Here is a 24,400-nt window from a genome sequence, read left to right on the forward strand (position 1 = left end):
CTACTTCCCTGCCCTGAATAAAAATTCTTTTTCTTCTGCCGTTAAACTATCGTAACCGCTTTTGCTTATTTTATCTAAAATGACGTCTATTTTCTTTTGATTATTAAACTCGTTAAAATCGGCTTTAGTATAACCACCAACCTTACTTTTATTTTTATGAACGGTTTTTAAAGGTCCTTTTTTTGATGGTTTAAACATATTGGCAAATAAATCCATAAAACGTTCAAAACCTTTACCAATATCATCACCTTTCAATAGTTGCTTTGCGTAAAAATATCCTAATAACGCTCCGCCCAAGTGTGCTAAATTTCCACCGGCATTACCTGTTGCTGGATTACTTATTCCTGCAAAAACACCAAAAGCATCCAACACTACAATTGCTAAACCAATGTACCAAAGTTTTATGTTAAACATAAAGAAACGCACTTCTTGGTTTGGCATATAAGCACAAAGAAAAATTAATAACGCTCTTACTGCTGCTGAAGCTCCTACCAAATTGGAATTGGCACCAAATATACTTGGAAACAAGGTGTAGCATAACATAAATAATAACCCTCCAGACATGGCCCCGAGAAAGTAAATGTTCAAAGCCATTTTAGCACTGAATAAATTTAAAAACATACGCCCGATAACATACAACCAAAGCATATTAAATAGGATATGTAAAAAATCATAATGCACAAAAGCATAGGTAATTATGGCCCATGGTTTTGTTATAAAATTGCTTAAGTTGCTTGGTAATTCAAACCAATTCAAATTTAAAAATAACCCCAGTATATAAACTACTAGATTAACAGCTATAAGTTTTTCTAAAACATTTAGGTTAGCTAATTTGAATTTTATGTCGTTTGTTAAACTCATTAATTCCAACGGTTACTATTAAACTGATTTTTTTTCCAATACCACATTATAAAAAATCCGGTAAGTGCTCCACCAACGTGTGCCATATAAGCGGTATTACTAGGGCTAAAGAAAGACTGACCAGTGATACCTGAAATTAAATCTAATATAATAATACCCGGTATAAAATATTTGGCCTTAATAGGAATAGGTAAAAATATAAGCATCAGTTCCGCATTGGGGTTCATCATACCAAATGCAGCCAAAACACCCATTATACAACCGGAAGCTCCAACCATTGATGCATTATACACTGGAAAAATATTTTGTAATTCTAAAAGTTGCGATTGAGTAACTCCTGATAATACTTTATTGGTTGACAACATTAAATGGATATCGTTTGGACTTAACCCCGAAGCTAATAACGAATTAAAATTAGGGATGTATTGAAAATAGTAATACCCTAATTGCAACGCAGCTGCTCCTAAACCCGCAGAAAAATAAATAAACAGAAAACGTTTAGAACCTAATACTTGTTCTACAGGTGTTCCAAACATCCATAATGCGAACATATTAAACAATAAATGTGTAATGCTTAAATTATTTAAATCACCTCCACCATGCATGAACATATGCGTTATAATTTGCCAAGGTTTAAACAAGTCGTTTTTTGGAAAATACATAGCAAACCATTCATAAAAAGCACCATTTGCAATAAATAACGTTCCGATAAACATCAAAACGTTAATAATAATTAAATGCTTAACGGTATCAGAAATTCGCATCATAATCTATATAAATTTTTTATCTAATTCATCAACACTCATGGTTATAAATGTTGTTCGATTAGTAGGTGAAACATTGGGTTCTTTACATGCAAATAGTTTATTTACCAAATGCTCTTGTTCATCTTTTAATAGTGATTGTCCTTTTTTAATGGCTAAACTTTTAGCCATCGATTTTGCCAACAAATCGGTAGCGCTAAAATGTGTATCGGGCACTTCATTCTCAACATCACTAATTAATTGTTCTAAAATAATGGATACTTCACTTTCTGGAACCGATATAGGAACACCAGTGATTTCAATAGTTTCGCTATTAACGTTTGAAAATACAAAACCGGTATGCTCTAAATCTTCTTTTAATTGATGGATAATTTGAATTTCCTGTGAAGAAAAATGCAGTTCCAAAGGAAACAACAATTGTTGGCTCACCCCTTCCTTAATGGTTAAACTCTTAAGAAAATCTTCATACAAAATACGTTGGTGCGCCCGATGCTGGTCTATAACCAACATACCCGATTTTATAGTACTTACAATGTATTTATTATGAAGTTGATAGGTGGTTTTAGATTGTTCAATTTTATTAGCATCACTAAAAGCAGAAATGGTAGTTTCTTCAGTTTCAAAATGAACTTCGCTAAAATCGTGTTCGGTTTTGGTTCCTTTTGATTCTAAACCTACATACAAACTATCCCAATTAGTTGGGGTTTGTTTTTTAAATGCCGTTGTTTGCTTTCCGGACGTATAACTTTCTTTAAATGGATTGAAACTCCTGTCTACCTCTATAACTGGCGAACTCGTTTCTTTATTGTTGAAATTATAAGGCGTATCCAAACTAGCATCACGTTCAAAATCTAATACAGGTGCTATATTAAATTGCCCCAAACTGTGCTTTACTGCCGAACGCAGTAAGGCATAAATGGTATGCTCATCATCAAACTTAATCTCCGTTTTAGTAGGATGGATATTAATATCTATGGTTTCGGGGTTTACCGTTAAATTTAAAAAATAACTTGGATGGTTTCCGCTTTTAAGCAAGCCTTCAAACGCTGAAGATATAGCATGATTTAAATAAGGGCTTTTAATAAACCGATTGTTCACAAAAAAGTATTGTTCTCCTCTGGTTTTTTTTGCATACTCCGGTTTTCCGACAAATCCTGCTATTTTTAAAACCTCCGTATCCTCTTCAACAGGCACTAACTTTTCGTTTGTTTTGTTTCCGAAGATATTAACGATGCGTTGCCTGTAATTGCTTATTGGAAGATTGAATGACTCACTTCCATTATTATACATGGCAAAACTAATGGTGGGATGTGCCAGCGCTACACGGTGGAATTCATCAAAAACATGGCGCAGTTCTACCGTATTCGATTTTAAAAAATTACGACGCGCAGGGATATTAAAAAATAGATTTTTTACAGAAACAGACGTTCCTTTTGGTGTTACCACCACTTCTTGAGACACAATGGTGCTACCTTCTATCACAATACTATTGCCAACCTCATCATTTTCTTGTTTCGTTTTTAACTCCACATGAGCAATTGCCGCAATACTTGCTAAGGCTTCACCACGAAATCCTTTAGTGTTTAAATGAAATAAATCATCGGCAGTACGAATCTTAGATGTAGCATGGCGTTCAAAACTTAATCGGGCATCTGTGGTACTCATTCCCTTACCATTATCAATAACTTGAACGAGTGTTTTGCCAGCGTCTTTTATAATGAGCTTTATAACTGTTGCATTGGCATCAATAGCATTTTCTAATAATTCTTTAACTACAGAAGCAGGACGTTGTACAACTTCTCCAGCAGCTATTTGGTTTGCTACATGATCTGGTAATAGCTGTATAATGTCTGCCATGTATTATTTAGAAAAGAAAATAGACAAATCGAATTCAATAATGGCTAAAAAAATAAAAACTAGCACTGCTATAATGATTAGAATACGTCTGTCTGCTTGTTTATCAGGGTTACTTTTTAGCTCGTTGAAAGCATTTACAATTTTAGTTTTTAAACCTGTATTGCCTCCTACGGTTTTTCTATATTCGTCAAATTTATGTTTAATTTCAAAAGGGTTACCTTCACCTTTATCGTCAAAATAACGTGGTGTATAGCTGAATTTTTTATTTTTTCGTTGTTTTAAAATTGCCATAATTTCTAAGTTTTTGTTTACATGAATTTCTTATCTAACAAATACATGCAAATCAATAATAATACCAAAACTATAATGAGTGTTCGTATTGGCATAGCACCTTTTACTTTTCGGCTTCTTTCGCTACGACGCTTCCACTGAGAAACAAAGTCTTTGTTCTTAGAGTCTTCTAAGTTATTATCCGATCCTTTTTCTTTTGAAAAAGCAGATTGATAATTAAAGGTTTTATTTTTTTGTTGTTTTAACAAAGTGAATGCATTCTTAATCCCTCAAAAATACTTAAAAATAGGCAGAAACCGAAGATTGAAATGCTAAAAAATTCCAAAAAATAAATTCCAAATCCCATAAGCATATAATCGTATAGCTCTGGAATTTGGAATTTTAAAATTGTTTATTTTTCAACTATTTTTCCGCAATTCAGCCATTTTGATAGCAGCAATGGCAGCTTCTGTTCCTTTGTTACCATGTTTTCCACCAGAACGATCGATGGATTGCTGCATGGTATTGTCGGTAAGCACACAAAAGATTACAGGTGTTTCATGTAATACATTAAGGTCTTTTATCCCTTGTGTGACACCTTCACACACAAAATCGAAATGTTTGGTTTCTCCCTGAATAACGCAACCAATGGCAATAACAGCGTTTAACATTTGCTGTTGCATTTTTTTACTTCCGTAGATAAGCTCAAAACTTCCAGGAACATTCCAACGGATGATGTTGTTAGGCAATGCCCCATTTTCTATAAGCGCATCATAAGCACCTTGGTATAAACCTTCGGTTATGGTATCGTTCCATTCTGAAACAACAATCCCAAACCGAAACTTGCTCGCATTTGGGATTGTTGTTTTATCGTAATCGGATAAATTTTTGTTTGCCGTAGCCATATTATTTGTTTGCCAATACCTGAGCCTTACCAATAAATACTTCTATGGTTCCTGCTTCAGATGAATTTGGATATTCTTCTTTAATTCTGTTAAAATAGGTAAGCGCTTTGTCTGCCTTCCCTAAATCTAATGCCGTAATACCTGCTTTATATAAATACATTGGGGTTGTGTATTCATTGTTGCGCAATTCAGCAGCTTGCTCATAATAGTCTAAAGCGTCTTCAGGCTGGTTCAATTGTGCAAACGCATCACCAATATTACCCTTTGCTAAAGGTGCTAATATTTCATCATCACTTTTAAAATTACTCAAATGTTCAATCGCATTTTTATAATCTTTTAAATGTAAATAAGCAGTACCCGCATAGTAATTAGCTAAGTTTGCAGATGGGGTTCCGCTATGTTCTTTAATAATGTCCAACATACCAAATTTACCTTCACCACCTTTTAAGGCCAACGTGTAAAGTGAATCTTTAGCAGTACCGTTTACAGCATCGTTAAAGTATTTTTGAGCTTGAAACATATCGTTCATAGCTGTAACCTCTTTAGGTTTTGCAACAAACTCTTTATAACCTAAATAACCTAATACAACGGCAGCAACCACACCAATAATAATAAAAATGTATTTTTGGTTTTTTGCAACGAAGTCTTCAGTTTTTGATGCAGTTTCATCAAGTGTATTAAAAACCTCGGCGGTAGCAGAATGTTGTTCTACCTCTTCTACCTTTTCTTCTTTTGTTTTTGGTTTGTATCCTCTTTTATTATAAGTTGCCATGTATTTAGTCTAAAATTAATGCGCCGCAAAAATATAATTTTTCTTCATAACTAAAAGCCTATTTATTTGATATTTTTCAATAATTTGCACATCCTTTTAAAGAGTTCCATATTCTTTATACCGTTTAAGTTAGCTTTTTTATGATTTTAAAATCACTTTCATTATTAAATTACAAGAATTTCGATAGTAAAACCTTCGCTTTCAACGATAAAATAAATTGTATTGTTGGCTACAACGGTATTGGAAAAACCAATGTTTTGGATGCCATTTACCATTTATCCTTTGGAAAAAGTTATTTTAATCCCGTTGCAACCCAAAATATTAAGCACGACGAAGACTTTTTTGTGATTCATGGTGATTATGAAAAGGAAAATAAACTTGAAAAAGTGGTGATAAGTTTAAAACGCGGACAAACCAAAGTGATTAAGCGCAATGGAAAGGCTTATGAAAAATTTAGTGAACACATTGGCTTTTTACCGCTTGTTATTATTTCGCCAGCCGATAGGGATTTAATTATTGAAGGCAGCGATACCCGACGGAAATTTATTGACAGTGTCATTTCGCAAAGCGATAAAAACTATTTAAGCAACTTAATAAATTACAACAAAATATTGGCGCAACGCAATGCACTTTTAAAATATTTCGCTTTAAACCATACCTTTAATAAAGACACATTAGAGGTTTACAATAACCAGTTAAACGAATTTGGCACAGTTATTTTTGAAAAACGCCATGCTTTTTTACAAACATTCATCCCCATTTTTAAAGCACGTTATGAAGCCATAAGCAATGGCAACGAAGTTGTTGAGCTAAACTACCACAGCGATTTGTATGAAGACAATTTGAACACGTTGCTTCAAAAAAACATCAATAAAGACAAAACCTTACAATATACCAGTGTAGGCATCCATAAAGACGATTTACATTTTAATATTGAAAATCATCCTATTAAAAAATTTGGAAGTCAAGGGCAGCAAAAATCGTTTTTAATAGCTTTAAAGTTGGCGCAATTCGATTTTATAAAAGCACAAAGCAACGTAAACCCTATTTTATTACTTGACGATATTTTTGATAAATTAGATGAAAATCGTGTGGCACAAATTATTAAATTAGTTGATAATGAAAATTTCGGGCAACTATTTATAAGTGACACCCATGCTGAACGTACTGAAAATGCCGTAAAGCAAGTACACCAAAGTTATGAGATTTTTAAATTATAACGGGAAGACCGAACACCAACACCTAGCATCTAGCACCTAAAACCCATTAACCAAACCAAAAATGGCAAAACGCAACAACGAACATATAAGCATATCGGACGCATTAAAGGAATTTGTGGAGACCAATAAACTGGAAAAAGGCCTAAATAAAGTAAACGTAGCCGATGCTTGGGCAAATTTAATGGGCAATGGTGTTAATAATTACACCACTGCTGTAAATTTAGAGCGCGACACACTTTATATACAACTTAATTCGAGTGTTTTACGAGAAGAATTAAGTTACGGAAAGGAAAAAATAATAAAGATGCTTAATGAAGAATTAGGAAAAGAAATTATTAAAAAATTGATCCTAAGATAATTAGGTAAAACTATTTGAAATAAAAAAAACAATAAAAAGCACCGATGTCTGAAAAATTATACTACCTTTGTCCCTTAAATTTTTATAAATAAATTACAATGAGTAAAGGTACCGTAAAATTCTTCAATGATTCAAAAGGTTTTGGATTCATCACTGAAGATGACAACAACAAAGAACATTTCGTACACATTTCAGGACTTATCGATGAAATTCGTGAAGGTGATGCAGTTGAATTCGATCTACAAGAAGGTAGAAAAGGATTAAACGCCGTAAACGTAAAAGTAATCTAATACATATACTTTAACAATTACATTAAAAGTCTATCAATCAATTTGATAGACTTTTTTGTTGAATTTAACTTCAAAATCAAATTAACTGTAAAATACATGACTTGCTATGATATTTAGCGGTACTTTTGAAACAATAATTAATATTTAATATTTATAACATGAATAAAGGTACCGTAAAATTCTTCAATGATTCTAAAGGTTTTGGATTCATCACTGAAGATGACAACAACAAAGAACATTTCGTACACATTTCAGGACTTGTTGATGAAATTCGCGAAGGTGATGCCGTTGAATTCGATTTACAAGAAGGTAAAAAGGGTTTAAACGCAGTAAACGTGAAAGTAATCTAACACATACACTTTAACAATTACAATTAAAAGTCTATCAATCAATTTGATAGACTTTTTTGTTTTTTAAACTTTCTTAAAAAAACATTTTTTTTTTCATGTTTTTTTATAGTACATTTATAATATTAATTTAATAATTTAAAGTATGAGTAAAGGGACAGTTAAATTCTTCAATGATGCCAAAGGATTTGGTTTTATAGTAGAAGAAGGTTCAAAAAAAGAACATTTTGTTCACATTTCAGGTTTAATTGACGAAGTTCGTGAGGGCGACGAAGTTGAATTTGAACTTAAAGAAGGTAAAAAAGGATTAAACGCAGTAAATGTAAAAGTAATTTAATATATACTATTTAATTTTTTTAAGACACAAAAAATCCCGCAATAGCGGGATTTTTAATTTATAAACTTTATTAAGTTTTAAAACATTTCTCTTCCTGAAAAATGAAAAGCACTTTCAATAAAAGCATTTTCATCACTATCGCTTCCGTGTACTGCATTTTCACTTATAGAATCTGCAAACATTTTTCTAATAGTACCTTCAGCAGCATCGGCAGGGTTTGTAGCACCAATTAAGGTTCTAAAATCTTCAACAGCGTTATCTTTTTCTAAAATTGCAGCCACAATAGGTCCGCGGGTCATATATTCAACCAAATCTGCAAAAAATGGACGCTCACTATGTACAGCATAAAAATTTTGAGCATCTTTGGTGGTCATTTGTGTTAATTTCATTGCTACAATTCTAAATCCTGAAGCTGAAATTTTTTCTAATATTGCGCCAATATGCCCTTTTTCTACTGCATCCGGCTTAAGCATTGTAAATGTTCTGTTTTTTGCCATTTTGTTATATTAAATTTTGTGCAAAAATACTATTTTATATTTATTAGGCAGCATTAATACTGCTGTAATAATTTCTATTGCAAAACATTTCCCTTTCCTCGCATTTCCATTAATAAAGTATTGGTTTTAAAGTTAAATTTTTAAAATTTCACGTTAATTTTTCTATAAAAGTAACACAATCCATATTAAAGCATATATTATTAAATTGTATCTTCGCCCTCTATGAACAAACAAGATATTTCCAATATAAAACTGTTATTATCAACCCCAAAAAAGATAGTAATTGTACCCCATAAAAACCCAGATGGCGATGCCATTGGTTCTACGTTAGGACTGTATCATTTCCTTATTAAAAGCAATCACAACGTACAAGTTATTACGCCTAACGATTACCCAGGTTTTTTAAAATGGATTCCAGGTGAAGAAAGCATTTTAAAACACGACTCGCAAACAAAAATTTGCGATACCTTAATTAATGATGCTGATATTATTTTTACCCTCGATTTTAATGCTTTGCACAGAACCGGTAACATGGAAACCATTCTTACTAAAAGCAAAGCCATTAAAATAATGATTGATCACCACCAGGCTCCAGACGATTATGCCAAATATGTATTTAGCGATGTAAGTATGAGTTCTACTTGTGAAATGGTATATCATTTTATTGACATGTTGGGGGATTTGGATATAATAGATGCCAATATTGCAACCTGTTTATATGTAGGTATTATGACTGATACCGGTTCGTTCAGGTTTTCTTCAACCAGTAGTAAAACGCATCAAATTATTGCGCATCTTATAGACAAAGGGGCTAATAACTCGCATATCCACAACAATGTTTATGATGCCAACAGTTATGAAAGTTTACAATTATTGGGCTGTGCGTTAACCAATTTAAAAGTTATTCCAGAATATAAAACCGCATATATAACACTTTCTCAAGAAGAATTAAACCGATACGATTACAAAAAAGGTGATACTGAAGGTATTGTAAATTATGGCTTATCTATTGAAAATATAGTTTTAGCTGCAATTTTTATTGAGGATAAGCAAGAAGGTATTGTTAAAATTTCATTACGATCTAAAGGCAATTTTTCTGTAAATGAGATGTCTCGCTCTCATTTTGAAGGTGGCGGACATATAAATGCAGCAGGTGGAAAAAGCTATTTATCACTAAAAGATACGGTTGAAAAATTTATTAGTATATTGCCTAGTTATAATAAAGCCCTAAACAATGAATAAATTAGTTCTACTTATCTTAATTTTTTTAGCAGTTATTAGCTGCAAACAACCAGAGGCCAGACGTCCGGTTTCGGTGAGTTCCGGTTCATTTATAAATGCTTCGGTTGAGCGAAATAAAAAATTATATGCTCATGAACAATCTCAAATAGAGAAAATCATGAAAAAAAATAAAGATTCTACCAACTTTATAGCCTCAGAAAGTGGTTTTTGGTATTACTACAATACAAAAGTTGAAGTTGATTCTTTAGAAACTCCAAAATTTGGAGACATTGTAAACTTCAATTATAATGTAAAAACACTTAATGGTAAATTAATTTACTCTAAGGAAGCACTTAAAACGCAAAACTACGCCATGGATAGAGAAGAGCTATTTACCGGACTTCGTGAAGGTTTAAAACTTTTAAAAACCGGTGAAACAGCAACTTTTTTGTTCCCCTCACAAAAAGCTTATGGTTATTATGGCGACGAGCATAAAATAGGAAGCAATACGCCTATAATTTGTGAAGTTACCGTAAACTCAATTACCCAAAATCAAACCAATTAATAATGACCCCTGTACAATTTCCTTTTAAAGCCATATTAATTGCATTATTAATAGTAGCTACATCCTGCAAAGCACAATATCCTGACCTAGAGGATGGTATGTATGCCGAATTTGTAACCACAAAAGGCACCATGCTCGCTAAATTAACGTTTGACAAAACCCCTATTACTGTCGCCAATTTTGTATCACTTGCAGAAGGCACCAACACCATGGTAGACAGTGCGTACAAAGGGAAAAAGTTTTACAATGGTACTATTTTCCATCGTGTGATTGATAGATTTATGATCCAAGGTGGCGACCCATTAGGCAATGGCACTGGCAACCCTGGTTATAAGTTTTTAGATGAATTTAGCCCCGATTTAAAGCACGATAAGCCTGGTATTTTATCCATGGCAAATTCAGGCCCTAAAACAAATGGCAGTCAATTTTTCATTACCGAAGTCCCTAAACCTAATTTAGATAATAAACATTCCGTTTTTGGTGAACTGGTATTGGGGTTGGATGTACAAGATAGCATTTCGAATGTAAAAACCGATTCTGGCAACAAACCACTTGAAGATGTGATAATTAAAGAATTGAACATCATAAGAAAAGGAAAAGCCGCTAAAGATTTTGATGCTCCTAAAATTTTCATTAATCATTTTGCAAAAGCTGAAAAACTAGAAAAAGAAAAAATAGCTAAAGCCGAGGCTCTTTTAAAAGCAACAAAAGAAAAATTCATCAAACAGAAAGAACAAGCAACCAAGTTAGCTTCTGGTTTAGAATACACCATCACAGAAAAAGGCACTGGTGAAAATTTGAAAGAAAGTAGCAAGGTTTTAACCAACTACAGTTTGTTTTTTGAAGACGGAAAAATTCTAGACACCAACAAATTAGATGTCGCCGAAACGTATCTGATAGTAAATGAATACAGAAAACAAGCAAACCAATACCAACCCATTGTTGCCGATTTAAGCCCAAATGCACAAATGATAGCAGGATTTAAAGAAGGCTTGCAGCAACTGCGCATTGGCGATAAAGCTACTTTATTTATACCATACCATTTAGCATATGGTGAAACAGGAAACAGAGGCATTCCTCCAAAAGCAAACTTAATTTTTGAAGTTGAAGTTTTAGAACTTCAGAAATAATTTAAAAACATAAAGCAAATCCATAAAAACGCTGAAAAAATTATAACGCTATGTACCTATTAAAATTCGACTGGAACCCCCTAACAGGTATCGACATTATTGGAAATTTCAAACTGCACTTTTACAGCCTTATGTGGGTGGTTGCCTTTGTTTTGGGCTGGTACATTATGAAACGAATTTTCACAAAAGAAAAAGTATCGTTAGAGTATTTAGACCCCTTATTTATATACACCGTTTTAGCGACTATGATAGGTGCGCGTTTGGGACATGTCCTTTTCTATCAATCAGAATTAATTTCTGAAGATTTTTTCAGCATCTTTCTCCCTTTTAAATTTAAAGGAGGTTTTGAGTTTACAGGTTTTCAAGGGCTTGCAAGCCATGGTGCTGCCATTGGTATTATTATTGGAATGTATTTATACCGAAAAAAATACAATTACAAATCCCTGCTTTGGATTTTAGACCGCGTGGTAATTTCAGTAGCTTCAGGTGCTATTTTTATTAGAATAGGAAACTTTATAAATTCTGAAATTATTGGAAAAATAACCGATTCATCGTTTGGAGTTCGTTTTATTCAAGATGAATATTATAAGAGTCAAATTGTACAATTAACAGGCATCAATGATGTTCAAAAAGCCTACAATGCAGTGACTGATAACCCTCAGTTTGCTGAACTACTAAATGCCGTTCCTTACCGCCATCCAGCACAATTATATGAATCGTTTTGCTATATTTTTGTGTTTTTAATTTTATGGTATTTCTACTCTAAAACAACAAAAAGAGATCAAGAAGGATTTCTTTTTGGCCTATTTTTAATTCTATTATGGACGGTACGTTTCTTTGTTGAATTTGTAAAAGAACCACAAGGTGAAGAGTACATTAATTGGTTTGGTTTAAATACCGGACAATGGTTGAGTGTTCCTTTTATTCTTATTGGACTTTATTTTATGTTTGTTTACAAACCAAAAACGGCAACAAAATAAGATGTTTATTAAGCGCATTATATGTATTTCCATTATATCTTTAAGCGTGTTTGCTTGTAAAGAAGATAAAAAAACAATTAAGCAAACAGAAATTTCATTTAAAAAAGAAGGCACCCTTTCCGTTTTTAAACTGAAGGATTCCACTAAAATAAATTTAGATATTGAAATAGCAGATACCGATTTTGATATACAAACAGGCTTAATGTATCGCAATTCCATGAAGGATAACCAAGCCATGTTATTTGTTTTTGATGATGTTACCGAGCGCTATTTCTATATGAAGAACACTAAAATACCGTTAGATATCATTTATATAGACGAAGCAAAAAACATAGTAAGCTTTCAAAAAAATGCCAAACCTATGGATGAAACGTCGCTACCATCAAACGTACCTGCGAAATATGTTTTAGAAGTAAATGCAGGCTTGGTTGATGCGTGGTCGCTTGCTGTTGGAGATAGTATTAGTTACACTGAAAATAAAATAAATTAAAAAAATTCGCTATACTGCATCACCCTAAAATCGAAGGTGTTAAAAGCAGGATTTTTAGCTTTTAAATGTTTATATAAAGGCAATTTACTTATAGAAATATTGGCAGCACCCGATCCTGATGTTAAGGAAACCGTTTTTATAATTCGGTTTGATTGGGCAGATTGCTTCGTCTCATTCGGAATGTGAGGTAATTCAAATTGATGTATTCTAGGTACTTCTGAAGAAATGACTTCCAACTTTAAACCAAAGTCTTTAAGGTGTTTTCTAAAGAAATATTCTGGTCCGTTTTTGCTATTACCACCCGTAAACAACAGTGTATTTATGTTTGGGTAGGTTTTTAAATAGCCTATTAAGTTTCTAAGTTTAATGTTTTTCATTCCTAAATCGGAAGCATCCATTTTATCGCGTTCGCAACTTTCAACAATATCGCAAACCCCAATTTTATTTGCTATCAAAAAGGCTTTACGTTCATCAATTGCATCTTGAGAGTTATCAAACCGTAAATTTAGATTATGGATTTTATCTATATACAACCATAAAGAATTGTAATAACTACCGTAGCAAAAATCGACGTCTTTCTCTAAAAGTTCACTGGTTGAAAAACGTGGTGGTGGCAGCGTACCCACAATTAATTTGGTAGTATCTGTTTGAATGAAGGGTTGATATGGATGACTATGTATAAACAGCTTTCTTTTGTTTTTAAAATGAAATTTTGTATTTTATGCTTATTAAAATTAAGTAAAATTATGGGAAAAGGAGATAAAAAAACAAAAAGAGGCAAAATAAACAGAGGTACTTTCGGCACTAGACGCCCTAGAATAAAAAAGAAACCTTCAGTTGAGACTAAAATTAATATTGATAAAAAAAACATTGTAACACAATAGTTTTTATTTTAGTTCAGCCAAAAGTTTTCCAACTTCTTGAATGGTATTTCTGTACTTACGTCTATTGGTACTAGTCATGTTATGAGATTCGCTTTTAATTTCTTCCAATATCTCTATGGCATCAGTTACTTTATTTCTGGTAACTAAAAATTTTGCGAGCGCTAAACGTTCACTATAAAAGGAATACCTAATATCAATTTTTCTTAAATTTAACTCTGCTTCTTCAAAATTGTCTAACTTTTCTAAAGCTAATCCATATAAAAACTGTGCTCTCGATTTTTTAAACTCTAATTGGTCTTGAATTTTTTCTGCATAAAAAACCACCTTATCATAATCTTCAATTCCGAAATATGCTGTTACTAATTTTTCAGTAACATAAAAATCGTTTTGAGAGCCATCTTTTAAAGCTTCTAAATAATGTGGTATGGCATTTTTATAATCCTTAATTTCCAATAACGCATCGGCTAAATCAACCCTATTTTGATAGGTTTCAGAAAACTGAAGCCGTTTTTCTAAATCTTTAATTTTTTTAGTTGGATGGATTACAGATACGATGTCTTCTTGAATTTTTTCTGCATCTTGTTTGTTATAAACTTGGGTAATTAAGTAAATAACACAGCCTATAACAGGTAAAAACATGATTAAAAAGTACCAATAATAGGCACTTCCGTGTTTGTAAGCGTGATAAATACAGTAACCCTGAAGTATAAGAATAAAATAATATGGCATAAACTACCTGATAAAAGTCAATTCGGTTTCGGTAGACATTGGTTCACTATAATTATATCCTTCGTAATTAAAAGCTTTAACATCGTCTATGGTTTTTGCATTGGTATCTATAACATAGCGTGCCATTAAACCTCTGGCTTGTTTAGCAAAGGTCATAATCATTTTATATTCGCCATTTTTAAAATCTTTAAAATTTGCGGTAATAACAGGCACTTTTAAGGCTTTTACATCTATGGCCTTAAAATATTCTTTACTGGCTAAGTTTAAAAACAGTTCACCGTCTTCCAATTCTTCATTTAAAGTTTTAGCTATAGTTTTTTGCCAGAATGCGTATAAGTTTTTGTTTTTTCCAACAGGAAATTTGGTTCCCATTTCCAAACGATAGGGCTGCATTAAATCCAATGGTTTTAATAGCCCATATAACCCAGAAAGAATACGTACCGTATTTTGTACCGTTTCTATTTTTTCTGGCGGAATTGTGTATGCGTCTAATCCTCTGTACACTTCGCCACTAAAGGCATACATAGCAGGTCTTGCATTATCTTGAGTGAATGGTAATTGCCACTCTTGATTACGTTCATAATTTAACTGCCCCAACGCATCGGAAATGCTCATAAGTTTTGATAAACTTTTGGCGGATTTCTTTTTAAGTAATTTATTTAAACGCTCCGATTGGTCTAAAAACCGTGGTTCTGAATATTGAGTTGTTGGTAGTTTCGTTTCAAAATCGAGCGACTTTGCAGGTGACAATACTAATTTCATTATCTTTTTTTTTACGAACTCAAAGTTACAACTCCTAAGTATTATTTGAAACTAAGACGCTAAGTATTTATTAATATAGGAATAAGATAAATTAATCATGCTTTTGTTATTGGTTATTTAACTTTGAATATATATCCAAACTGATACGTTGATCATTCTTAATTTCACAATCTTTCATAGTGTCTTCTAAAGTGAAGTTTAATTTTGCCAATACCTTTTTGCAATTGGTGTTTTCACTTTCTACAAACGCCTCTAATCTATTCAAACCAATACTATTGAATGCGTAATTACATATAAGTGGGATTATTTCTGTTATAAATCCTTTTCCCCAATTTTCTGGTAATAACCAAAAACCGATTTCAGCTTTTTTGTTTATTTTGCACAAGTCGTTTAATCCACCAGCTCCTAAAAATTCTCCAGTAGTTTTAGAACAAACAGCCCACCAAATTCCTTTTTCACTTTTTTCAAGGTTGAAAAACCATGCCATTTGTTGCTTGGATTCTTCTAAAGTCTTAAAACTTATGCCATAATATTTAATAACCTCTGGATGTGAAAGTCCTTTAAAAACATTTTCTAAATCGGATTCAATAAATTGTCTTAAAATTAATCTTTCTGATTCTAAAATTGGAAAATTATTTTTCATCACAGTTTTTAAATTTATTCTTGAAGCTCTAAAAGTTAAGAAAAGTTCATTTAAAAAATAACAAGTTATAATTCACAATTTAACCTCCTATATTTTTGTAAACATAAAGACCTTCTTCTACCCCGTCATGATATAAAGACTTTATGTAATTAAACCCGTTTTTAACATAAAAAGCGTTTAAGTTTAAATCTTCAATGGTTAGCCAAAAGTTTTGTTTGGGATGCATTGTTTTTAATTCATTCAACCAAAGCGAGCCTAAATTTCGCCCTCTTTTTTCTTCTAAAACATATATAAAACCTAGATACAGATAGCCTTTTTGGAGCCATGAGTTTGCTTCTTCTTCAGCATATAGCATATCTGGAGGGCATGTTGAAAACACTAAACCGCCCGCCATAATTTGATTGTTTTCTAAAAGCACATAGCACTTTGTTGTTGTTTTGTATGTTCCCCAAAAAGGCATGATGCTTTCTTGCCAATCTTTGGGCAGGATTTTAAAAAAATCTGGAACCTCTGTAAAAAGTTTAAAAGTCATTTATAAATGGATTGGATAAAAATCAAAAACCTTTTCGACTGCGCTCAAGGTGACAAAGAATTAACTTTGAATTTTTTACAATAAACCCCAAGACCAAAGTTTATCGGAATCTTCTGTCCATCGGTCGCCAATATCGGTTCTGTAATAGCCATTGTTAATAATAACATTGCTAATCCTATTATACATCATTTTTTGGGCATCTTTCATGGTATTTCCAACACCAGTAACCAAAACGGCAATACCTGTATTGCCTGTTATTAACCATTCATCACTTACTTTTTTTAAATGCATGGGGTGCACGCCTTCTTTTCCATTTTTTTTGAAAACTACCACGGCATCTTTTGAAAACAGGTTGAACGTTTTTTTGTCTTCATACGGAAATGGAGGTACCACAATAAAAGCACCTACTTGAAACCCTTTTTTTACATTGATTTTGAATTGTTTTTTCTGTGCCAGTTTTAAAAACAATTCGCCCATAGGCTCATTAATACCAGCACGTTGGATATGGATTTGTGGATACCCAAAACGCGATGTAAACTCCAACGGATATATACCATGACCATTTACAATACAGTTAATATCAATATGCCCTATAAAATTGTGTTTTGCCAATGTGTTTTGAAATTTCAACAAAGTTGCTTCAAAAATGGGTGAATCTTTGGTCCAGAACATGCTGGTACCCATTTCGCCAGTGGAAACACCTAATTCTTTTGGGAATAGTTTTTTATGTTCGAAGGTGATGTTGATGGGGTAAATAAATTCGTTGCCATTAAAAAAAGCAGCAATAGAAACCTCTACGCCTTTTACTTTTCGTTGCAGTTGAAAATTCCCGAAATCGTTTCCCCAGGATTTCTCATAGGCTTTTAAAACGCGGATGGCATCCAAACCTTCATCATCGCTTCCCACAAAAAGGAGTTGTTTAAGCTCTTGGGTTTCACCACATGGCTTAATAACATAGGTATTGGGATAGGCTTCAATATACTTGATAGCCTCGCCAAATGATATAAATTCTTTAGATGGAATGACCTTTATTTTATGTTTTTGCAGTTCTGATTGTCCAAAATTTCGATCTAATTCTAATCTATCGGTGTATTCGGCGCCACCAATGACCAATTTTCCAGCGGCTCTTAATTCGCTTGCTACTTTACCATAACCGGTATAATCAAACACTATAATATCTGCCCAATCTATATGCTTTTCCCACTGGGTTACTTTGCTAACAAAGCCATAGCCAATTTCTTTGGAGGCTTTGTCTTCAATATACATTTTCACCTCATGTCCTTCTTGCTTAATGGCATTTATAACATCTAAAGTTTCGCCCCAGCGGGATACAAAAAGAAACTTTTTGCTAATGGGTTGTTGTGTTTTCACTGATAATGACTAGGGTTTTAAATGGTTGATTTGAAAGGCTAAAATGTACATCAAAAGTATATAAATAATTAGCTTGTTGTATATACGTTCAAAAGTAAATTCATGGTTATTTATTAACTGTTTTGCGTTAGGGATTACTTATGCATATTATTTTAAATCAAGGAAATCGTGAATGCTAGGCATTTGCAGCGGCATCCTTTTTAAAACTTTGGCAAAACAAACTTTGGTAAGAACTAAAATTAGGCAGATTGCTTTGTCGTGCCTCCGCGCAATGACGTTTTAAAAAGATATAGCGAAAAGCCCGACCCTTGTGGTAACGCCCAAAAGATTATTTTAGAAAAAGCTAAAAGCCTATCAACAAACTGTTAATAGGCTTTTTAAGAAATTGAATTTGAGTTATTTTAAGCTTCTAATTTCTTTTTCTTTTTTTCTTGTTTATCGATAGTATCGTACATGATTGGTGTTGCAATAAACAATGAAGAATATGTACCAACTACGATACCTACTATTAAGGCAAACATAAAGCCTCTAATAGATTCTCCTCCAAAAATGAAGATTGATAATAATACTACCAATGTGGTTGACGATGTATTTAAGGTTCTACCTAATGTACTGCTTAACGAAACGTCTACTACCTTATCGAATGCCCAGTTAGTATGTTCGTTTACATACTCCCTAACTCTATCGAATACAATTACGGTGTCGTTTAACGAGTAACCAATTACCGTTAAAATAGCGGCTATAAATGCTTGGTCTATTTCCATACTGAATGGCATGAACCTGTATGTTAATGAGAATACACCCAATACAATTAACACATCGTGGAATACTGCACCAACGGCACCTAATGAATATTGCCATTTTTTGAAACGGAACAAGATATAAAGGAACACGACGATTAACGAACCTAAGATAGACCAGAATGATGCTTGTTTGATATCATCAGCAATGGTTGGACTTACCTTATAATATTTCATTAAACCAACAGATTTTGCATCTGATTCGTTGATGAAGTCTTCATAAGAAAGACCGCCTAAATGTGGTTGCAATGTTTTGTAAAGTGTTTCTCTAATAGCTTCATCTACCTCAGTACCAGACTCATTTACTTTGTACTTTGTAGTGATTTTTAATTGATTGGCATCACCAAATGTTTTAGCGTCTGCACTACCAAAAGCACCTACTAACGTAGCAGTAATTTCTGAAGCATTAACGTCTTGTGGAAAACGTACTTGGTAGGTTCTACCTCCTACGAAATCGACCCCTTGATCTAAACTATTCGTAAATAAAGAGCCTAAACTTATTAAAATGAATACACCAGAAATGATATAGGCAATTTTGCGTTTCTTTAAGAATTCGATGCTTAAGTTTCTGAATAAGTTTTTTGTAAGTGGTGTAGAGAACTCCAATTTACCTCCTTTGTTTATATACCAATCTACTAACAATCTGGTAATAAAAATAGCCGTAAATAAAGATGTACCAATACCAATTAATAAGGTAGTAGCAAATCCTTTAATAGGACCTGTACCGAAAATAAATAATATTAAAGCGGTTAAACCTGTAGTAATGTTGGCATCTAAAATTGATGATAATGCATTACTGAAACCGTCTTGAATAGCTTCTTTTTTACCCTTACCTTTTGCGATTTCCTCGCGAATACGCTCGAAAATAATTACGTTCGCATCAACCGACATACCGATTGTTAATACGATACCCGCAATACCAGGCAATGTTAATACGGCACCTAAGCCAGATAAAATACCGAAAATCAATAAGATGTTCAATGCCATGGCAACATCGGCAAAACCACCAGCTTTTCCGTAGTAAAGAACCATCCAAACTAACACCAATGCTAAAGCAATCATGAAAGACATGGTACCACTATCAATAGCTTCTTGACCTAATGATGGCCCTACAACTTCACTTTGAATAATATCTGCCGATGCTGGTAATTTACCTGCACGCAATACGTTTGCTAAATCGACTGCTTCGTTTAATGTAAAGTTTCCTGAAATTTGAGAATTTCCACCAGAAATAGCACCAGTAGTTACACCAGGAGCCGAATACACCACGTTATCTAAAACAATGGCTATTTGAGTGCCTTGGGTATATGCTTTACCAGTCATTTCTTCCCAAATTTTAGCTCCTTTAGCATTCATTTGCATAGAAACAGTTGGCTTGTTGGTTTGACCAAAATCGTTACGTGCATCCGTTACAACAGCACCGCTTAATTGTGGAATATTATCTCTATTACCAACTAAACCATATAAATCTACTATTTCGCTATCTTTCTCTGGTTTACCAAAAGCAAACTTTGTATAACGCATCTCCGCAGGAAGCAATGCTCTAACTCTTGGCGAATTCAAATAGTTAAGAACTTTCTCTTTGTCTTTAATTTCGAATTGTGCAATAACTGGTCCACCTTGGTAACCTTGTCCGCGAATTAAATCGAAAATAGGGTTTACAGTTTTTACAGCTGTAGAATCGGTAGCTGCTTCACCCAAAAGATCATCAATAGTTGAATCTGTTGCATTTTCTTCATCCTGATTTTCTGCTACTTGAAGGGTGTCTTTTTTAACTTCAGCAGTTTCTTTTAAAACTTCGTTGGCTTGTGCTAAAAAGTTAAAGAATTGTTCGCCTTTATAAGCATCCCAAAATTCTAATTGCGCTGTACTTTGCAGTAAACTTGTAGCACGTTCCACATCTTTAACACCTGGTAATTCTACTAAAATACGACCAGAAGTTCCTAAACGTTGGATGTTTGGAGACGTTACACCAAACTCGTCAATACGCTTACGCAACACTTCGAAAGCAGAAACGATAGACTCATCAATTTTTGTTCTGATGATGGCTTTAACTTCATCATCAGACATGTTTCCTTCAATTTCACCATCTAAAGCTTTTGTATAGAATATATCTGGAGAAGCTAATTTTGTATCGCCTTTAATTTTATCAAATGCGATGAAAAAATCTTCTAAATAAGTGTTTTGACTGTTTTTTTGAAGCTCTTCAGCATCATTTAACGCCTTATTGAACACTGGGTTTTTAGTGTTATTAGCTAATCCTTTTAAAATGTCTTTTACAGACACTTGAAGAATAACGTTGATACCACCTTTTAGGTCCAAACCTAAGTTCATTGCTTTTTCTTTCACATCGTTATATGTGAATTTTGCAATACCCAATAAGTTAAATACCGTATCTGTAGCTACAGATTGTAAATAGTTTGCTTCTTCAGCGCTTCGTTTTGCACGATAATCTGGATCCGATTCCGGAATTTTGTTAATAGCTACTTCTTCTGCAGCTTTTTCAATTTGATTTGCTTTGAATGTGAATGATAATTGGTAAATACTTACCAAACCAAACAAAATAGCAAATAACTTTACAAGTCCTTTGTTTTGCATTATTAAATTATTTTGGTCAAATTTTTTTTAAAACGGGCAAATATAGAATTTACCACCGATTTGACAATTATTTTTTATGATTATATATGTGAATGATTATAGCTCTAAATACTATAATTTCTTTTGAGACCTGAGAGGTTTTAAAAACCTTTAAGGTCTTATTATTTTATGGAAAGTATTATCCCTAACAGTTAGGTCCTGCCCTAACTTCGGGTATTTTATGAGATGTATTATCTATGGCAAGCGCACAATTTTTATGGAATTTGTATGCTTCTTTTTGAAGTTGTTCAATATTTTTAACAACAACATCATTGGTTGGAACGGATGCTACAGGAATAAAAAACCGGTTGTAATCAGATTTTAGTTCTAAAGCACATGAACCACCAAAACCAGTTCCTGCATCTTGTTTATGAATTTCAAAAACATCTAAATTATAAGCAGATGTCTTTTTATTTGAAGGTAATTCTGAAGGGTTTTCATCTGTATTGGAAGATGAATTTTCTAAAGCTAAAACAGTATCCTCTAATAGTAGTTTTTTTACACTAACAGCGTCTGTATCGCTATAATAAGTGATTTTTAAACCACCTGTTGATTTTTTTACAACTTTAATATTATCAACACCAATGGCTTGCAATTGGTTTTTTACAATCGCAATGGCAGTTTCAGCTTCGTTAGCAGATACTTTAAGATGCGTGAACTGCAATACAATTTCCTGATTTGGCTCTGGAATTTGATTGTGGTTAACAACACCTAATAAGGTAAAAATAAAAATGAATGTACCAATGTACCATTTTGCCTTCATGCGCCAAATATATCATTTAAAAGTTGAAAGTTGAAAGTTAAAAGTTAAAAAGTGCCTAAGATTGTAGTTTGCATACAACTCTAGGCACTTTAAGTGTTTATAACTTTAAAAACTTTATAACTTTTTAACTTTATAAACTATAGTAAATCGTTAACAGCTTTAACACCTTTGGCACTTTCTACCATAGTTGCTTTTTCAGCATCATTTAAATTGATTTTTACAATCTCTTCAATACCGTTTTTACCTAAAACTACAGGCACACCAAGGCAAATATCATTAAAACCATATTCACCTTCTAATAAAACTGAACAAGGGAATACTTTTTTAGTATCGCAAGCAATAGCTTGAACCATAGCAGATACCGCAGCTCCTGGAGCATACCAAGCCGAAGTTCCTAACAATTTAGTAAGTGTAGCACCACCTACTTTAGTAGCTTCTAAAACTTCACTTAATTTTTCTTCACTTAAAAATTCTGAAACCGGCACCCCGTTTCTAGTAGCTAAACGCGTTAAAGGAATCATACCTGTATCGCTATGTCCGCCAATTACCATACCATCTACATCGCTAATAGGGCCTTGCAAAGCTTCTGCTAATCTATATTTAAAACGTGCAGAATCTAAAGCACCACCCATACCTATAATTTTGTTTTTAGGTAATGATGTCGATTTGTGTACTAAATATGCCATGGTGTCCATTGGGTTACTTACCACAATGATGATTGTTTTTGGAGAAAATTCAATTAAGCTAGATGAAACAGCCTTTACAATTCCTGCGTTAATTCCAATTAGTTCTTCGCGAGTCATTCCTGGTTTACGTGGAATTCCTGAAGTAATTACACATACATCGCTATTAGCCGTTTTGCTATAATCATTTGTGATACCTGTTATTTTGGTATCAAAACCATTTAATGAAGCTGTTTGCATCAAATCCATAGCTTTACCTTCGGCATAGCCTTCTTTAATGTCTAATAAAACAACTTCTGAAGCGAAATTTTTAATGGCAATATACTCCGCACAACTTGCGCCTACTGCTCCTGCACCTACTACTGTTACTTTCATTTTTTAGTTTTTAATAATTTTAGTTGTTTGATATATTTTCCTTTTAAAGATACAAATTTGCTTTCACAAACTTCAAAAGGTTAATTTATATGCTTTTAAGCACGCTAAATTACAAATTAAAATACACTAAATAAAAAAAGTGCAAGATTTAATCTTGCACTTTAAAACTAACTAATCATTATTAAAACTAACTAAAACTAAACAATTATATTTTCAGAATTCATTAAATATTTTTCAAATAGCTAAGAATTATCTAAAACCAAAATTCAAACCAACTGAAAAGGCATCAAATTCGGACAAATGATATTCAGCATTTAATCTGAAAAAGCCTAATTTCAACTTGGTTCCTATGGTACCTCTAACGGAAGCTACTTCACTTGAAACAGAGAACGGATCTTCAATGGTTTGAGAAAAGAACGGGCCATCTGATACTATATAGGTTCCCAATAAATTGGATTCCGATTTTCCTTTGATATAACCAATACCGCCATAAAAATTAATAACAGGTAATTTTGTTGATGCTATAAGTTGAAACAACCATGTATTCGTATCATTTTCAAGTCTTTGGTTATCGCCATTTATACCCGAAGAGTCGGTTAAATCATAACTTCCATCCAAATGGGTGTAAGCAACCAAACCAGAAACGGCAACCGGTAATATTTTATCAGCGGGCAACCATTTTGTAAATTCAACCTGTAAACCAGCTCCATACATACTAAAATCGATTTCATCTGTATCAATTTTTGGGACAAAACGCGCCTTTAATTCTATACCTTTGCTTAATCCTAAAGCACCTTGTATAAAAGCTGTTGGCAATAAATTAGCCGTTTGCGACCCTATACCACTAGGCAAGGTTATTGTTTCTTCTTGTTCGCCTAAAATAGGATCTTCATACCTCACAAGTATATTGATATCTGGATCATTTTCACCCAATGCTGAAGCTACCTTTTTTGAAGCTGCGCCATCCGCAAATTCCACGGTAAAATCTTGTTCCGGATCGCTGTTATAATCGGCTATATTCATTAAAAATGTTTTATGTTCATCCTTTATGGATGCGGCATTGGCAATGATAGAAATTTCAAAACCTCCTAAAGGTTTTGCATCGGCCGTATTAAACCAATTGGCATTCATACTGTACATTAAACCATTGGTACCGGGCGCTAAATAATCGTTTGCAAAACGTTCAGCATTTTTTACGCCTGCAGTTAAAAGTGCGTCAATATCTTGAGCGTTTGAGGAAATTGTTGCTAAACAGAACAACATAAGTAGGCTAAATTTTTTCATTCTTTTAATTTTGGGTTAAACAAATATATATAAAAAACTACATATAAAAACATTTTGTCGAAAAAAATTGCTT

Annotated in this window: 28 protein-coding genes; 11 read left to right on the top strand and 17 right to left on the bottom strand. The window is 33.1% G+C overall.

The annotated features are described in order from the left end of the window. The 6 genes from J8H85_RS11100 to J8H85_RS11125 all read right to left on the bottom strand — a co-directional run bounded on the left by J8H85_RS11100 (position 1) and on the right by J8H85_RS11125 (position 5,429). Positions 1-861 carry a rhomboid family intramembrane serine protease gene (locus J8H85_RS11100; protein ID WP_209655269.1) on the bottom strand — a complete coding sequence of 287 codons (861 nt, stop codon included), beginning with the start codon at positions 859-861 and terminating at the stop codon, positions 1-3. Beyond that, complete coding sequence (locus tag J8H85_RS11105; protein ID WP_209655270.1) at positions 861-1,628, bottom strand: rhomboid family intramembrane serine protease; 768 nt, start codon at positions 1,626-1,628, stop codon at positions 861-863. The genes J8H85_RS11100 and J8H85_RS11105 overlap by 1 nt, the downstream gene beginning before the upstream one ends. A gap of 3 nt (positions 1,629-1,631) precedes the next feature. Beyond that, positions 1,632-3,482 (bottom strand): DNA mismatch repair endonuclease MutL, encoded by a 1,851-nt coding sequence (mutL, locus tag J8H85_RS11110; protein ID WP_209655271.1) that lies wholly within the window; start codon positions 3,480-3,482, stop codon positions 1,632-1,634. Between the two features lie 3 nt (positions 3,483-3,485). After that, on the bottom strand, positions 3,486-3,773 hold the full coding sequence (locus J8H85_RS11115) for a riboflavin synthase subunit beta (RefSeq protein WP_209655272.1): 288 nt from the start codon (positions 3,771-3,773) through the stop codon (positions 3,486-3,488). 398 nt (positions 3,774-4,171) lie between these two features. Further along, on the bottom strand, positions 4,172-4,657 hold the full coding sequence (gene ribH, locus J8H85_RS11120; protein ID WP_209655273.1) for a 6,7-dimethyl-8-ribityllumazine synthase: 486 nt from the start codon (positions 4,655-4,657) through the stop codon (positions 4,172-4,174). 1 nt (position 4,658) lies between these two features. Next, positions 4,659-5,429: a tetratricopeptide repeat protein gene (locus J8H85_RS11125; protein WP_209655274.1), complete on the bottom strand. Its 771-nt coding sequence runs from the start codon at positions 5,427-5,429 to the stop codon at positions 4,659-4,661. Positions 5,430-5,569: 140 nt separating this feature from the next. On the opposite strand from J8H85_RS11125, the gene recF reads away from it, so the two are divergent. The 5 genes from recF to J8H85_RS11150 all read left to right on the top strand — a co-directional run bounded on the left by recF (position 5,570) and on the right by J8H85_RS11150 (position 7,981). After that, positions 5,570-6,649, top strand: a complete 1,080-nt coding sequence (gene recF / locus J8H85_RS11130) for a DNA replication/repair protein RecF (RefSeq protein WP_209655275.1) — start codon at positions 5,570-5,572, stop codon at positions 6,647-6,649. A 61-nt stretch (positions 6,650-6,710) separates the two neighbouring features. Next, on the top strand, positions 6,711-7,007 hold the full coding sequence (locus tag J8H85_RS11135; protein ID WP_209655276.1) for a DUF721 domain-containing protein: 297 nt from the start codon (positions 6,711-6,713) through the stop codon (positions 7,005-7,007). A gap of 98 nt (positions 7,008-7,105) precedes the next feature. Further along, entirely contained in the window at positions 7,106-7,297 is a 192-nt protein-coding gene (locus J8H85_RS11140; RefSeq protein ID WP_034044451.1) for a cold-shock protein, read from the top strand. A 158-nt stretch (positions 7,298-7,455) separates the two neighbouring features. Beyond that, positions 7,456-7,647, top strand: a complete 192-nt coding sequence (locus tag J8H85_RS11145) for a cold-shock protein (RefSeq protein ID WP_092847583.1) — start codon at positions 7,456-7,458, stop codon at positions 7,645-7,647. 142 nt (positions 7,648-7,789) lie between these two features. Continuing rightward, a complete protein-coding gene (locus J8H85_RS11150) occupies positions 7,790-7,981 on the top strand; it encodes a cold-shock protein (RefSeq protein ID WP_132217323.1) in 192 nt (63 codons plus the stop codon). A gap of 77 nt (positions 7,982-8,058) precedes the next feature. On the opposite strand, the gene J8H85_RS11155 is transcribed toward J8H85_RS11150, so the two are convergent. Then, positions 8,059-8,478, bottom strand: coding sequence for a nucleoside-diphosphate kinase (locus J8H85_RS11155; RefSeq protein WP_209655277.1), 420 nt, complete (start codon positions 8,476-8,478; stop codon positions 8,059-8,061). Positions 8,479-8,700: 222 nt separating this feature from the next. Between J8H85_RS11155 and J8H85_RS11160 the strand changes: the two genes are divergently transcribed. The 5 genes from J8H85_RS11160 to J8H85_RS11180 are packed head-to-tail and all read left to right on the top strand — an operon-like array spanning position 8,701 to position 12,864. Next, on the top strand, positions 8,701-9,720 hold the full coding sequence (locus J8H85_RS11160) for a DHH family phosphoesterase (protein WP_209655278.1): 1,020 nt from the start codon (positions 8,701-8,703) through the stop codon (positions 9,718-9,720). Then, complete coding sequence (gene gldI / locus J8H85_RS11165; protein ID WP_209655279.1) at positions 9,713-10,264, top strand: gliding motility-associated peptidyl-prolyl isomerase GldI; 552 nt, start codon at positions 9,713-9,715, stop codon at positions 10,262-10,264. The genes J8H85_RS11160 and gldI overlap by 8 nt, the downstream gene beginning before the upstream one ends. Before the next feature lie 2 nt (positions 10,265-10,266). Further along, a complete protein-coding gene (locus J8H85_RS11170) occupies positions 10,267-11,394 on the top strand; it encodes a peptidylprolyl isomerase (protein WP_209655280.1) in 1,128 nt (375 codons plus the stop codon). Between the two features lie 50 nt (positions 11,395-11,444). Further along, positions 11,445-12,374, top strand: coding sequence for a prolipoprotein diacylglyceryl transferase (lgt, locus tag J8H85_RS11175; protein ID WP_209655281.1), 930 nt, complete (start codon positions 11,445-11,447; stop codon positions 12,372-12,374). A gap of 1 nt (position 12,375) precedes the next feature. Continuing rightward, positions 12,376-12,864, top strand: coding sequence for a DUF192 domain-containing protein (locus J8H85_RS11180; RefSeq protein WP_209655282.1), 489 nt, complete (start codon positions 12,376-12,378; stop codon positions 12,862-12,864). Here the strand turns inward: J8H85_RS11180 and J8H85_RS11185 are convergent. Next, the gene (locus J8H85_RS11185; RefSeq protein WP_209655381.1) at positions 12,861-13,550 is read right to left on the bottom strand and encodes a uracil-DNA glycosylase family protein; all 690 of its coding nucleotides are present in this window, start codon (positions 13,548-13,550) and stop codon (positions 12,861-12,863) included. The genes J8H85_RS11180 and J8H85_RS11185 overlap by 4 nt on opposite strands. A gap of 60 nt (positions 13,551-13,610) precedes the next feature. Between J8H85_RS11185 and J8H85_RS11190 the strand changes: the two genes are divergently transcribed. Then, entirely contained in the window at positions 13,611-13,748 is a 138-nt protein-coding gene (locus J8H85_RS11190) for a 30S ribosomal protein THX (RefSeq protein ID WP_209655283.1), read from the top strand. A 3-nt stretch (positions 13,749-13,751) separates the two neighbouring features. Here J8H85_RS11190 and J8H85_RS11195 read toward each other — a convergent pair whose 3' ends face one another. The 9 genes from J8H85_RS11195 to J8H85_RS11235 all read right to left on the bottom strand — a co-directional run bounded on the left by J8H85_RS11195 (position 13,752) and on the right by J8H85_RS11235 (position 24,327). Next, complete coding sequence (locus tag J8H85_RS11195; RefSeq protein WP_209655284.1) at positions 13,752-14,477, bottom strand: hypothetical protein; 726 nt, start codon at positions 14,475-14,477, stop codon at positions 13,752-13,754. Between the two features lie 3 nt (positions 14,478-14,480). Beyond that, positions 14,481-15,239: a peroxide stress protein YaaA gene (yaaA, locus tag J8H85_RS11200; RefSeq protein ID WP_209655285.1), complete on the bottom strand. Its 759-nt coding sequence runs from the start codon at positions 15,237-15,239 to the stop codon at positions 14,481-14,483. A gap of 106 nt (positions 15,240-15,345) precedes the next feature. Further along, on the bottom strand, positions 15,346-15,882 hold the full coding sequence (locus tag J8H85_RS11205; protein ID WP_209655286.1) for a GNAT family N-acetyltransferase: 537 nt from the start codon (positions 15,880-15,882) through the stop codon (positions 15,346-15,348). A 79-nt stretch (positions 15,883-15,961) separates the two neighbouring features. Beyond that, on the bottom strand, positions 15,962-16,414 hold the full coding sequence (locus J8H85_RS11210) for a GNAT family N-acetyltransferase (protein WP_209655287.1): 453 nt from the start codon (positions 16,412-16,414) through the stop codon (positions 15,962-15,964). Between the two features lie 75 nt (positions 16,415-16,489). Next, positions 16,490-17,785 carry a phosphoribosylamine--glycine ligase gene (locus J8H85_RS11215; protein WP_317195000.1) on the bottom strand — a complete coding sequence of 432 codons (1,296 nt, stop codon included), beginning with the start codon at positions 17,783-17,785 and terminating at the stop codon, positions 16,490-16,492. 401 nt (positions 17,786-18,186) lie between these two features. Next, positions 18,187-21,183, bottom strand: a complete 2,997-nt coding sequence (gene secDF / locus J8H85_RS11220) for a protein translocase subunit SecDF (RefSeq protein WP_209655288.1) — start codon at positions 21,181-21,183, stop codon at positions 18,187-18,189. A 184-nt stretch (positions 21,184-21,367) separates the two neighbouring features. Beyond that, on the bottom strand, positions 21,368-21,985 hold the full coding sequence (locus J8H85_RS11225; RefSeq protein WP_209655289.1) for a hypothetical protein: 618 nt from the start codon (positions 21,983-21,985) through the stop codon (positions 21,368-21,370). Between the two features lie 137 nt (positions 21,986-22,122). Continuing rightward, positions 22,123-23,043, bottom strand: a complete 921-nt coding sequence (mdh, locus tag J8H85_RS11230) for a malate dehydrogenase (RefSeq protein WP_209655290.1) — start codon at positions 23,041-23,043, stop codon at positions 22,123-22,125. 249 nt (positions 23,044-23,292) lie between these two features. Next, positions 23,293-24,327 carry a DUF6588 family protein gene (locus J8H85_RS11235; RefSeq protein ID WP_209655291.1) on the bottom strand — a complete coding sequence of 345 codons (1,035 nt, stop codon included), beginning with the start codon at positions 24,325-24,327 and terminating at the stop codon, positions 23,293-23,295. Between the last annotated feature and the right edge of the window lie 73 nt (positions 24,328-24,400).

Origin of the sequence: Mariniflexile gromovii (assembly GCF_017814435.1) — a bacterium.
Taxonomy (GTDB): Bacteria; Bacteroidota; Bacteroidia; order Flavobacteriales; family Flavobacteriaceae; genus Mariniflexile; species Mariniflexile gromovii.